This window comes from Massilia sp. CT11-137 (assembly GCF_047302885.1).
GTDB classification, from domain to species: Bacteria; Pseudomonadota; Gammaproteobacteria; order Burkholderiales; family Burkholderiaceae_D; genus Telluria; species Telluria orientalis.
In genome coordinates this window covers 3,574,691-3,586,600 of the sequence record NZ_JBKYMP010000001.1, presented here as the reverse complement: position 1 = coordinate 3,586,600, position 11,910 = coordinate 3,574,691, and the positions used below count along the sequence as shown (strand labels likewise).

The following is an 11,910-nucleotide window of genomic DNA, read 5'->3' as shown; positions in this document are numbered from 1 at the left end:
AATGCCATTACTTTGTCAACCTACTTGTCTGAGGAAGCCGCACTTCTGAAGGAAACGTGTAGGCTTACTTGATTGTATGTCGGATATTTACACCGAGAATTCACGGCAATGCTATCTTGCTTCCAGCGAACTATTTTTAGATACGAGGCTTCATTGTCGATTATTCCCTCCGTTTGTCCTAGTCCATATAATTTCGATAACATAGATTCGATTCTGGTGCAGATCGATACTGAACTTTTCTTACCTATTTCCCCCGGCGGTACATGCTCGAGAGCATGGAAGGAAACGCTTTCCAGTAGGCCGCTTTTTTCAAAAAACCGGAAAGTAATCCGGAAGGGGATTCCGGAAATGTCGTATTTATCGTCGGGAATATAGAGCGATTCACATTCGATACCGTTATCACTAAAAGTTGATGCTGTAAGTGCCGAGCATTTTCCGACTGCAACTTGCGGATATCGACTTGTGATCATCGCCCTGGTCAAATTCCAGTCGATTGCTCGGAATTCATCGAAACTGCCTGCGTAAGCAAATCCTGGCATTAAGAAGATCAGAGACAAGGCCCGCATGAAGGCTTGATAATTGTTTCCCACAATCTTTTCCGGTCCAGTTAGGCGGTGGCCAGCTCGTCGGCCAATTTGGCGCGGCCAGCGGCGATCAGCTGGTCGATCGGAGTACCCATCAAGACTTCGCAAGTCTCGGCCGACACCGGCTTATCGTCAACGATGTCGCCGTTGGCGTCGAGGCGATCAGCAACCAGGTTGGTTGCGCGGGCGAAGGCAGGAACGTTGTCCCAGGCCGCATCGTCTTCTTCACGACTGACGAATCCGGCGCCGCCCAGCGTGATGACTTGGTTACTTGCCGTGTCGGCATACACCAGACGGATGGAGCCGACGCACTGCTGTTCGTTCGTGTTCATGTGTCGCTTTCGTTCACTGGTCCGGCACCGCGCCGACCCTCTCAATGCCGCTGCCCGCTCGTGGCGGGCAATCGGTGCTGCTGGGAGTTTTCCGAGAGCGTCAGGGTTGTGGGAGCACGATCTTGCATTTGGCCCCTGCTATCAATTCATCAGCCGTCACGTCCGCATATGCTTCCCGAAGCTGCGCAAAGTTCGACATCGCGATCACCAGGTTAAAAGCGGCGTGACAATGAGGGCACTGGTAAGGCATGGCGCTCATGCTGGCGCGCACAGGAGCCGTAGAGGCATGCCCGCAATTGGGGCAGTTCGGCAGCGTAATATTCATGGTCTTTTCCTTTGCGTGACGCATCACGCCTTTTTCGATTTCGCAGACGCGAAAACCGCGCCCATTTCCCGAAGATACGTGAAGCGATCTGTACGGCGCGATTTTTTAATGCTTCGAAGTGCTGCTACTTACAATCATGACTTCGTGGTGTCGCACGAGTAGTAGGCACCTTGACCGACGGCCGATACAAACTCGACAAAGTTCTTGATGGCTATAACCTGCTCTTGCTGATCGAGAGGGAGCGTCGCTATGACAGACGTAAACGACTGGCCAGAAAGTCCGCCAAGAACACCAAACTGGCTGAGTGTCACGTTGAGTTTTGCAGCTCCCTGTAGCACCGCCGCGACTTGGGGCGCGGTCAATAGCCGACAGAACTTAACTGCGCCCTTGCCTATCGCATTGACAGCCGGTTGGCCACCATATGACAGCATCAAGCCCATTTGAGGATTGCTGGTGACCACATATGAAATGGCGGCGCTGTCGAAGCCTTTTGCTTGGGACAGGATGCGGTAGCTTTTGAAGGCAACAGTTTCTTGCGGCACTGCCTTTTGGAAGAAGTAGCTGACGTGGCCTGTTGTATCCTCGTAGCCGTTTTTTACGGCGGTAGCTGACCAGTACAGAGCAAGCTTGTAGTCCACCGGCACGCTAAAGCCTGTCCCATAGTAGTAGCCAAGTTTAGCTTGGGCGTTGGCGAAGTCGGTTTTTGCGGCCAACTCGATCCAATGGAACGCCTCTTTTGGATCCTTGGGCAGTCCGCCAATGCCTTGCTCATACATGTTCCCGAGATTAAACTGCGCCACAACATTTCCGTGTGAAGCTGCTCGTCGATACCAATTCACGGCCTCGACCATATTGGCGGAAATGCCCTGGCCCTTCTCGTGCATGTAGCCAATGAGCATCTGGGCGTCAGGATCGCCCCGGTCGGCCAGCGGCATGAGTTCGCGCAGGGCGCTTTCGTAGTCTCCGTTCTTGTAGGCTGCGTTAGTGTTCGCGTAGTCAACGCTGTGTGCTAAATTCGTAAGCAAGGCAAGAGAGGCAGTAAAAGCAAGTTTGAAGTGTATTCGCATGGTGTGCTTGGACCTTATTTGTTTTCCTCGGCGTTCGACTACACGTTCGTAATCATCTAAGTCTCAGTCCAAATCGAACTTGGAGATTTTTGTGCAATGACCCACTATAACGGCACCTTGTATAGCGCCTTCGGTTCGACCAGATCCGCCGATGATCACACGCGAACTGCCATCGTTGGCCTTGAAAAAGGTCCACACTTGTACACCGTCTTCGCCATTGATTAAGAAGGTAAGCGTATTGCTGTCCGAATCGTAGAGCCTGATTCGGGCGCCGTCTTTCTTTAACGATCGCGCTTCGTTAGTACTGCTCCCCACTTTGATATCGTAGCCGTTGTCGGTACTTGACAGAGTCGCACTGTGACCGAGCTTTTCCCAGCCATGGTCTTTCCAACCTCCACCTGAGTCCTCCAGACGGTATCCCCCTGCGATCTTACAGGTGGTAATTTCCTTCCCATACGCATCCGCTTCTACGATTAGCGCTGCGAAAAACACTGCTGTGATCCAAAAAGGGCGGTGGCTGAAAGTAGCTTTTGACCCGATTTTATTCATTATGCCTCCGTTAAAATCCATCGCAATATCTGCGGATTACAACCGTCAATCGAATAGTCTCAGTCGATTAACACCCCTTCACTGAGCCGAGCCTTATGGCGCACGGTGTAGATCACTGTTTTCCGCGCTTCTGCCTTTTAGAAATAATCACGAGTTGCTTTTCCATTGAAATTTGCAGCTATTGCATATGTAACGCCCCTTCGTTGCGAGCGCAGCAAAGCCACCTAGCAACATCCCGGACAATGGGCTGAATCCGCCCTCTTGGACAACCTGGGCAAGCTTGTCTGTAACGTCTGTGCTACGACATTTCGGACAAGGCGCGAGAGTTAGAGCAGCATTTAGCATCGGTGCTGGTGCATGTTCCTTCATAGGCCGGCCACAATGAATGCAGCTTGGCGCGGCGTCCGAAATTTGCTTGTCACAATCAGGGCAATTAATAAGTGGCATACCCAGGTTTCCTTTTATTGATGCACCATGCGATGATGGGCTTTTCTGCGTTTAGGAGGAAGTGTTTCCCGACGCGCTCTCTCGCTGACGTCGCTCGGCTTGTTCCAATTCGCGTGCAGCTTGATATTCGACGTCCCGCAGCTTCTGCTGACGTTCTTCACGTCGTCGCTCTTGCGCGCCACTTCCTTCTTTACGCGTAATATCACTTTCCATCTCGCTCAAAACTGCGGCCCTCGCTGCGTCCAGTGCAGCTTTCGCTTCTTCTACAGTTTTACTCATTGGTGCATCCTTTCCTCGGCTGTCGGCCGGGTTCGGGGCGCCGATTGGCACCAGGTCGTTTTCCTCGCTAACTACTGAGCCATTGAGACGTTCGGGCTGGGGAGCCGAACTTCCTTCGAAAGGCAGCCACATCGCTCGGTTGAACGGCGACCGGCAGTGCGATCACACCGTGATCGCGCAGCCAGGCAAAGCGATGTCTGCCGTTATTAAAGCGCACAAAACCGGCAACTAAACAAACCTCTGGCATTTCAACATGCTTAGCTGACAGTATCCATTGGCCGAAGTTTTTGTATTTCCCGGGCATTCCGTTGTGGCCACCGGCTACAATGTACTCGTTCTCACTTCGTTTCCATTCGTGCTCTAGCGTGGCGACACACACCCAAACAGGAACATCTCCCGAATGAGGGAGGGCCACCGTCCAGTCGATCTCCATCCGACGTCTGCTTTCACTTTCGGGCATACTTTTTCCTTAGTTGAGCAGCCATTCGCCACTGCGTTCGATTTCTGAGTACATTGCGTCGGGAGCTAAATCCAGCTCTCCCGGCCAAGTAACAACGCCGTCAACGACGCGTACCTTTTGAAATTCTTGACGACTGGCCAGATGCTCAAAGACGCCACGAAAGAAGCTTGGCGTGAACTTAACTTCACCCTCCAAGCCGTCCTGAAAACGCACCGCGAGCGCGAAGTCGCCAACGACTTTGACCTCAGCAACGTCCCATTTCATGGTCTTACTCCAAAGGGGCAATTGGTTTCGGATTCTGCATGTCTTGGCACAGCTGCCAGTCCGCAAGCAACTCTTCTTGGCGTAGTTCAGCCCAATCGAGAACCAAGCCAAGCGCCCTACGCGGGAGCTTCCCCTCGATCAACGACAAGCTTTTGATGTCGATGATCGCCTTGTGCTCGGCATACTTCACATGAAAATGTGGCGGCGCATGATCCTTGAAAAACATCTGGATGATGAGGCCGTAAAACGCACTGATCGTGGGCATATTATATTTTGTTGCTGCGTTGAATATTCTTCTATTATAGTCCGTTAAACGATACGGTCAACTATTTTTCGCATCAATTAACGGACTATTTGCGAGTTCGATGACGCCTGATTTTTTCAGCACCCCCCACGATGAAATTGTGTACGTGGAGCCGTCACGCTCGAAAGTCACACCGAATTGCTCAACGGCCGCTTGGACAGCTCGTTGCGCCTCGGCCCTTGTGCAGTTGATCGCAGTTGCAACGCGATGAATTGTCGCCTCACCCTTCGTCATCGAATCGATGGAGGCGAGCACTACGAAGTAGCGCCGCGCATCGCCTTTTGGGAAGTCTCGATACTGCATCAGATTACCCTCGCCACAATCGCGCGCAAGTTGACAGGATCGGCGTCGATCAGTCGTTTGGTGGCCGTCAGAGTTTCATGGCCCAGCAGCTCGTTGATGTGTCGTAGATCGAAGCCATTATTCGCCAGTCGCACGGCAAAGGTGCGGCGACCGGACATCGCACTCGCCCCCTCGATGCCGGCCTGGAGGTGCAGCTTCCGAAAGAGCTGACTCAAGGAGTCGCACGAATAACTGGGGGCGCCGCTGCCAGTGCGGCGCTCAATGAGCTTGTATGGTTCACCATCGCCCGTCAGGAAGATCGGTCCGTCCGGGTCCAAGCCCCGAAACGCCGTGGCCATCGGGGTAAGCCTCTGACGATGCGCGACTCGGTACTCCAGGTAGGAATCGAGCGCTTTCACCACCTTAGTATTGGACCAGTAGATCGGGCGCTCCTTCCGGTTGTACGCGATCGCAGCGTCAACGCAGGATTTAACGCGTACAGAGCCATCACCGTTCAGGTATGCGCGGACTGGCATCCTGGCGATTTCGGTCAGCATCATTCCAGTGCCATACACGGTCGTGAGAAGTGCGACATTGCGCAGGGGCGACTCACCCGCGACCGCCGCGACTTTGAGAAGGTGCCGCAATCGGCCTTCTTCGATGTAGGGCGCTTTCGCCATTCGTATTAAGCTTCCTTGATGTTCTATTCAGAGGCACTATCCGGGCAGATTACCCGGAAACGTACTCGATAGCAAGGTGGCAAGCGCGGTCCTCGGAAAAGTCCATCTGGCTGTTCCCCTGCAAACAGCATCCGCAATAAAAAACGGCGCACCGCCCGAAGGCAAGCGCGCCGGTGGCAACAACGGGCCGGCACCGCCGTGCCGCCCCGTCCTACCCGGAAATCAGAAGTGGTACTCCGCCTTGACCATCGGCGTACTGGCCGAGGCGCCCGGCACGCGCTTGCTGTCGTTGCCGAACTTGTTGTGCCAGTATTGATAGGCGACGCCGGCGCGGAAGGTCTTCGGCTTGGCGCCCAGCAGCGGGCCCAGGTCGTACAGCAACTGCATGTCGATGTTCGTTTCCGGCGCCGTCTGGTTGCCGAATTCGTCCTTGCCCTTCGACGCGATCCAGTTCGCGAAGCCTTCCCACGACCAGCCCGACGCCCCGATCGGGAATGCCCACACGGCGCCCAGCATCGGGTGCGTGTCGTAGCGGTAGCGCGCGACGCTGGTCTGCGTGAACTCGTTGTTCGGCGCGTTGCTCTCCCACAGGCCGTAGATACCCACGTTCAGCAGGCCCGGGACCTTGAAGGCCAGCGTCGGGCCGACGACCAGCATGCGCTTCTTCGAGTTGTAGCCGGCATCGTCCTTCGTGTTGGCGTCGAAGCCCAGCGTCAGGCCCACGTCGCTCACGGGGCCGTAGGCGAATTCCTTGCCGCTCACCTTGCCCAGCGAGATCGTGTTGCGGTACACGAGGTAGAACTCCTGTGCGCCCGACTTCGCGCCCGGTGCGGACGGATCGGTCTTGTTCGACAACAGGACATCCAGGTTGAAGAAGTTCGTGCCGTAGGCATAACCGCTCACGTGGTTGATGTCGATGATGTCCTTGTGGATTTCACTGGCGTTGAACGGCTCGCGGAAACGGCCGCCGGTGCGGTAGCCGATCGACGTGTCGCTCCATTCGGCGGCCTGCACGGACGTTGCCGCGCACGCGCACAGCGCCATGGTCAGGACGGTTTTTTTCATGCTTTGCTCCCTTGGACGATTGGATGGGTGTTGGTGGCGCCCGCGTCTCCATGGCTTTCTGCCGGGATGTCGCGGGTACCGTTGAAGAAGAGGTTCAGTGCGACCGCGGCGACGGCGGTCAGCAGGATGCCCGACTCCAGCAACGGATGCAGGCTGTGGGCCATCTGTTGGGCCCAGCGGGGTGCCACCAGCGGGATCAGGCCGAAGCCGATCGACAGGGCGACAATATACAGGTTGTAGCGGTTGTTCCGGAAGTCCACGCGCGTCAGGATGCGGATGCCCGCGGCGGCCACCATACCGAACATGACGAGGCCCGCGCCGCCCAGCACGAACTGGGGAATTGCTTCGACGAGCGCCGCCATCTTCGGCAGCATGCCCAGCACGATCATGATGATGCCGCCGGCCACGCACACCCAGCGGCTCTTGACGCCCGTGACGGCGACGAGGCCCACGTTCTGCGAAAAGCTCGTGTGCGGGAAGGTGTTCAGCAGGCCGCCGATCAGCGTACCCAGGCCGTCGGTGCGCAGGCCGGCGGCGAGCTGTTTGCGGTCCAGGTCCTTGCCCGTCAGTTCGGACAGGGCGAGGAACATGCCGGCCGACTCGATCATCACGACGATCATGACGACGGCGAACGTGACGATCATGACCAGGTCGAACGTGGGCGTGCCGAACGCCAGCGGCGTCACGAGCTGGAACCAGGCGGCCTTGCCCACCTTGTCGAAGTTCATCTCACCCAGCGCGAACGTGACGACGCAGCCGGCCACGATGCCCAGCAGGACGGAGATATTGGCCAGGAAGCCGCGGCAGAACCGGACGAGGCACAGCACGACGGCCAGCACGAACGCGGCGATGCCCAAGTGGTCCAGCGCGCCGTAGTTCGGGTTCGGCGTCATCGGCACGGGGCCGGCCAGCTTCAGCGCCGGCGCTTCGGCACCCGGCGGCAGCGCGGCCGCGGCCTGCGCGGCACTGGCGCGCGCCGCATCGACCATCGCCGCCAGTTTCACGGTATCGACGCTTTGCGCCGTGCTTTCCGGACCGCCCATCGCCCAGCCCACGCCGACGCGCATCAGGGTCACGCCGATGATCAGGATGATGGTGCCCGTGACGACGGGCGGGAAGAACCGCAGCAACCGGCTCATCAGGGGCGCGAGCAGGAGCGCCACGGCACCGGCGCCGATGCCGGCACCGAAGATCGCGCGCGCCCCGTCGACGCCGGGGACCGCGTTCGCGATGGCGACCATCGGACCGACGGCCGCGAAGGTCACGCCCATCATCACGGGCAGGCGAATGCCGAACCACGATGTCAGGCCAAGGGATTGGATGAGTGTCACGATTCCGCAGCAGAACAGGTCGGCCGAGATCAGCATGCTGACCTGTTCGGGCGGAAGTTTGAGTGCACGTCCCACGATGAGGGGGACGGCAATGGCACCGGCGTACATGACGAGGACGTGCTGCAACCCGAGCGCACCAAGGCGCGCGAGCGGCAGCCGTTCGTCCACCGGATGGCGGGACGGCTGGGTCATGCTTGTCTCCTAAATGTTTTTATGAACAACAAACAGCATGCCGCCCGCCACGCGCCGGCCATCTGGGCCGGGCGCGCGAGCGTGTCCGCCGGCCCGCTGTGGAGGGCCGCCGGACAGGGTACAACGGGGTTAGTTGGTCGGGGCGCCCTCTTCGTACCAGCGCTTGATGAGATTGCGCTCATCCGGCGTGATCTGGGTGGCGTTATTCAGCGGCATCTGCTTCGTCACGACGGCCTGCTGGTACATCTGCTGGGCGTGACGCTTGATCGAATCGGGCGAATCGAACGAGATGCCCTTGCTCGGCATGGCGGCCGAGTGGCACATCGCGCAGCGCTGGGCGACGACGCCTTTCACCTGGTCGAAACTCACGTTCTGCACGGTGGCGCCGGCAGCGGCGGCACTGTTTACGGGCGCGGCGGACGCGATGGCCGGCACGTCGGCCTCGGGTTTCGGGGTCAGGTAGACGACGAGACCCAGCATGGCGGCCACGCCGAAGCCCGCGAATTCCCAGGGCACGCGCTTGCCGTGTACGAGCGCCTTGTGGCGGGCGACGAAGCTCTGGCGGATCAGGGCGCCGGTCAGCATCATGAGGACCAGCACGACCCAGTTGTGTTCACCCGAGTACAGCCAGCCATAGTGGTTGGACAGCATCGCGAACAGCACCGGCAGCGTGAAATACGTGTTGTGGACGCTGCGCTGCTTGGCGCGCCAGCCGTAGATCGGGTCGACCGGCTGGCCGGCCTTCAGCTGCGCGACGACCTTGCGCTGGCCCGGAATGATCCAGAAGAACACGTTGGCGCTCATCGACGTGGCCAGCATGGCGCCGACCAGCAGGAAGGCGGCACGGCCGGCGTACAACTGGCACGCGAGCCAGGCGGCGAACACGACGAACGCGAAGATGATCGCGCCGACGATGGCGTCGCCGTTCTTCTTGCGGCCGAACGTGCGGCAGATGGTGTCGTACACGAGCCAGAACGCGACGAGGAAGCCCAGCGCGGTACCGACGGCGGCGCCGGCCGTCCAGTCGTGCACCTGCTTGTCGACCATGAAGGTCCCGGCATTGAACAGATACAGGACGGTGAACAGGCCGAAACCGGACAGCCACGTGGCGTAGCTCTCCCAATAGAACCAGTGCAGGCCTTCGGGCATGGATTTCGGGGCCACGAGGTATTTCTGCGGATGGTAGAAGCCACCGCCGTGCACGGCCCACAGTTCGCCGTCGACGCCTTTTTCGACGAGGTCGGGCGACGTCGGCCTGGTGAGCGAGTTATCGAGGAAGACGAAGTAGAACGATGCGCCGATCCAGGCGATCGCGGTAATGACGTGGGTCCAGCGCAATAGCAGATTCACCCAGTCGAGCAAATAGGATTCCATGAGAGCCTCAAAAACAAAGGAAGCATGGCGCAACCAACACACCAGGCTGTCCCATCACCACAGCGGGCTCTGTGAGGGGCAAATCATCGCAACCACCGGCGAGGGGCTGGGCCCTGCTGCCGATGCGCTCCGCGGCGACACAACAACTGTATACGATCTTTTTGAAAAAGGGTATGACTTTATGAGAAAAACAACGCTCCGTGCTTACGAGCCACGGTAAGTGGAATACGACCACGGGCTGACGAGCAGCGGCACGTGGTAGTGGCCGGCCGCGTCGGCGATGCCGAATTCGAGCGGCACCACGTCGAGGAAAGCCGGCTCGGGCAGGTTCACGCCCTTCTCGCGGAAATACGCCGCCACACCGAACGTGAGGCGGTAGCGGCCGACCGCCATCGTCTCCGCATTCAGCAGCGGACCGCCGTCGTTGCGGCCGTCGCTATTGAGGGTGAGCGTCTTGATCGTGCGCGCGCTGCCGTCATGGTCGAGCGCTTCGAGGGTGACGCGCATGCCGGCGGCCGGGCAGCCGTTCATCGTATCGAGCACGTGGGTGCTGAGGTGTCCCATCTGATTTCCTTTCTTGTTGATTGACGTAAAAAATTGCATACACTTTGTGTTTTCTTTTTTTCGAAAAGTGTATACACTTCAGGCACGATGTCAATCACTTATTGTCCCGAGCGACCATGAACCGAGCCCACCAACCCCTGAAGATCGTCCCGCTGACCAGCGATATCCATGATACGCCCGCGAGCGCGCCGTCCGGCAGCGCCACGCAGCGCATCGTCGACTCCATCACCACCGCGATCGCCGAGCGCCGGCTGATGCCGGGCACGAAGCTGTCCGAACAGAAGATCGGCGACATCTTCAAGGTGTCGCGCACCGTCGTGCGCCAGGCCTTCAACCAGTTGTCGCGCGACCGCCTCGTCGTGCTGGAGCCGGCCCGCGGCGCGTTCGTCGCCACGCCAACGGCCGAGGAAGCGAACGACGTGTTCGAAGTGCGCGCCATCCTCGAGACGGCCGTGACGAAGCAGCTGTGCGCGACGATCACCGACGCCCAGGTCAAACAGCTGCGCGAACACCTTGAGCTGGAACGCGCGGCCGTCAACAATGCGGAAGTCCCGGGCCGCACGCGCCTGCTGGGCGATTTCCACCTCGTGCTGGCGCAAATGCTCGGCAACCAGGTGCTCGTGCAGATGCTCTCCGAACTCCTGACGCGTTCCTCGCTGATCGCGCTGATGCGCCAGTCGTCGCAGTCGGCGGAAGAATCCCTCGATGAGCACGTGGCCATCGTCGACGCGTTCGAAAAGCGCGACGTCAAGGCGGCGGTGCGCCTCGTCTCCAAGCACCTGGCCAACGTCCAGCACAACCTGCACCTCGATCCGCAGCGCGTGGACCTGGCCGACATCCTCCACCATTGAATCAAAGACACCATCATGACCCAGCACTATCCACGTGACCTCGCCGGCTACGGCCGCGAGCAACCGTACGCCGACTGGCCGGGCCGCGCCCGCGTCGCCGTGCAGTTCGTCCTGAACTATGAGGAAGGCGGCGAGAACAGCGTGCTGCACGGCGACGCCGGCAGCGAGCAATTCCTGTCCGAGATGTTCAACCCGGCGTCGTTCCCGGCCCGTCACCTGTCGATGGAAAGCATCTACGAATACGGCTCGCGCGTGGGCGTCTGGCGCATCCTGCGCGAATTCGAGAAGCGCGGCCTCCCCCTGACGATCTTCGGCGTCGGCATGGCGCTGGAACGCTCGCCCGACGTGACGGCCGCATTCAAGGAGCTGGGCCACGAGATCGCGTGCCACGGCCACCGCTGGATCAGCTACCAGAACGTCGACGAAGCGACCGAACGCGCGGACATGGTGCGCGGCATGGAAGCGATCGAACGCCTGACGGGCGAACGCGCGCTCGGCTGGTACACGGGCCGCGACAGCCCGAATACGCGCCGCCTCGTCGCCGACTACGGCGGCTTCGAATACGACAGCGACTATTACGGCGACGACCTGCCGTTCTGGCTGAAGGTCCGCAAGACCGACGGCACGCAGGCACCGCAACTGGTCGTGCCGTACACGCTGGACACGAACGACATGCGCTTCGCCCTGCCGCAAGGTTTTTCGCACGGCGACCCGTTCCTCGCGTACCTGCGCGACGCGTTCGACGTGCACTACGAGGAAGGCGGCGAGCGCCCCTCGATTCTCAGCATCGGCATGCACTGCCGCCTGCTGGGCCGCCCGGGACGCTTCCGCGCGCTGCAACGCTTCCTGGACTACATCGAACAGCACGACCGCGTGTGGGTCACGCGCCGCATCGACATCGCGCGCCACTGGAAGAGCGTGCATCCGTACAACCCCGACACCGCATTCGCGTGGGAGTAA

17 protein-coding genes are annotated in these 11,910 nt (G+C 59.3%); 2 read left to right on the top strand and 15 right to left on the bottom strand.

Going from position 1 to position 11,910, the window contains the following annotated elements; genetic code table 11:
* Positions 1–20: 20 nt before the first annotated feature.
* The 15 genes from ACEN98_RS16085 to uraH all read right to left on the bottom strand — a co-directional run bounded on the left by ACEN98_RS16085 (position 21) and on the right by uraH (position 10,099).
* Positions 21–590, bottom strand: coding sequence for a hypothetical protein (locus ACEN98_RS16085; protein WP_413385802.1), 570 nt, complete (start codon positions 588–590; stop codon positions 21–23).
* 17 nt (positions 591–607) lie between these two features.
* The gene (locus ACEN98_RS16080) at positions 608–916 is read right to left on the bottom strand and encodes a hypothetical protein (RefSeq protein ID WP_413385801.1); all 309 of its coding nucleotides are present in this window, start codon (positions 914–916) and stop codon (positions 608–610) included.
* Between the two features lie 100 nt (positions 917–1,016).
* On the bottom strand, positions 1,017–1,241 hold the full coding sequence (locus ACEN98_RS16075; RefSeq protein WP_413385800.1) for a hypothetical protein: 225 nt from the start codon (positions 1,239–1,241) through the stop codon (positions 1,017–1,019).
* 134 nt (positions 1,242–1,375) lie between these two features.
* Entirely contained in the window at positions 1,376–2,308 is a 933-nt protein-coding gene (locus ACEN98_RS16070; RefSeq protein WP_413385799.1) for a tetratricopeptide repeat protein, read from the bottom strand.
* A gap of 63 nt (positions 2,309–2,371) precedes the next feature.
* A complete protein-coding gene (locus tag ACEN98_RS16065; RefSeq protein WP_413385798.1) occupies positions 2,372–2,857 on the bottom strand; it encodes a hypothetical protein in 486 nt (161 codons plus the stop codon).
* Positions 2,858–3,355: 498 nt separating this feature from the next.
* On the bottom strand, positions 3,356–3,583 hold the full coding sequence (locus ACEN98_RS16060) for a hypothetical protein (RefSeq protein WP_413385797.1): 228 nt from the start codon (positions 3,581–3,583) through the stop codon (positions 3,356–3,358).
* Between the two features lie 67 nt (positions 3,584–3,650).
* Entirely contained in the window at positions 3,651–4,016 is a 366-nt protein-coding gene (locus ACEN98_RS16055; protein ID WP_413385796.1) for a hypothetical protein, read from the bottom strand.
* 36 nt (positions 4,017–4,052) lie between these two features.
* Positions 4,053–4,307, bottom strand: a complete 255-nt coding sequence (locus ACEN98_RS16050; protein WP_413385795.1) for a DUF2442 domain-containing protein — start codon at positions 4,305–4,307, stop codon at positions 4,053–4,055.
* A 4-nt stretch (positions 4,308–4,311) separates the two neighbouring features.
* Positions 4,312–4,572 (bottom strand): DUF4160 domain-containing protein, encoded by a 261-nt coding sequence (locus ACEN98_RS16045; RefSeq protein ID WP_413385794.1) that lies wholly within the window; start codon positions 4,570–4,572, stop codon positions 4,312–4,314.
* A gap of 57 nt (positions 4,573–4,629) precedes the next feature.
* The gene (locus tag ACEN98_RS16040) at positions 4,630–4,914 is read right to left on the bottom strand and encodes a hypothetical protein (protein WP_413385793.1); all 285 of its coding nucleotides are present in this window, start codon (positions 4,912–4,914) and stop codon (positions 4,630–4,632) included.
* Entirely contained in the window at positions 4,914–5,573 is a 660-nt protein-coding gene (locus ACEN98_RS16035; RefSeq protein WP_413385792.1) for a tyrosine-type recombinase/integrase, read from the bottom strand. Before ACEN98_RS16035 ends, ACEN98_RS16040 begins: the two co-directional genes overlap by 1 nt.
* 222 nt (positions 5,574–5,795) lie before the next feature.
* The gene (locus ACEN98_RS16030) at positions 5,796–6,638 is read right to left on the bottom strand and encodes an outer envelope protein (protein ID WP_413385791.1); all 843 of its coding nucleotides are present in this window, start codon (positions 6,636–6,638) and stop codon (positions 5,796–5,798) included.
* Positions 6,635–8,161, bottom strand: coding sequence for a nucleobase:cation symporter-2 family protein (locus ACEN98_RS16025; RefSeq protein ID WP_413385790.1), 1,527 nt, complete (start codon positions 8,159–8,161; stop codon positions 6,635–6,637). Before ACEN98_RS16025 ends, ACEN98_RS16030 begins: the two co-directional genes overlap by 4 nt.
* A 129-nt stretch (positions 8,162–8,290) precedes the next feature.
* On the bottom strand, positions 8,291–9,535 hold the full coding sequence (locus ACEN98_RS16020; protein ID WP_413385789.1) for a urate hydroxylase PuuD: 1,245 nt from the start codon (positions 9,533–9,535) through the stop codon (positions 8,291–8,293).
* Positions 9,536–9,739: 204 nt separating this feature from the next.
* Positions 9,740–10,099: a hydroxyisourate hydrolase gene (gene uraH, locus ACEN98_RS16015; RefSeq protein ID WP_413385788.1), complete on the bottom strand. Its 360-nt coding sequence runs from the start codon at positions 10,097–10,099 to the stop codon at positions 9,740–9,742.
* Positions 10,100–10,215: 116 nt separating this feature from the next.
* Between uraH and ACEN98_RS16010 the strand changes: the two genes are divergently transcribed.
* Positions 10,216–10,950, top strand: coding sequence for a GntR family transcriptional regulator (locus tag ACEN98_RS16010; protein WP_413385787.1), 735 nt, complete (start codon positions 10,216–10,218; stop codon positions 10,948–10,950).
* Positions 10,951–10,965: 15 nt separating this feature from the next.
* On the top strand, positions 10,966–11,910 hold the full coding sequence (puuE, locus tag ACEN98_RS16005; protein ID WP_413385786.1) for an allantoinase PuuE: 945 nt from the start codon (positions 10,966–10,968) through the stop codon (positions 11,908–11,910).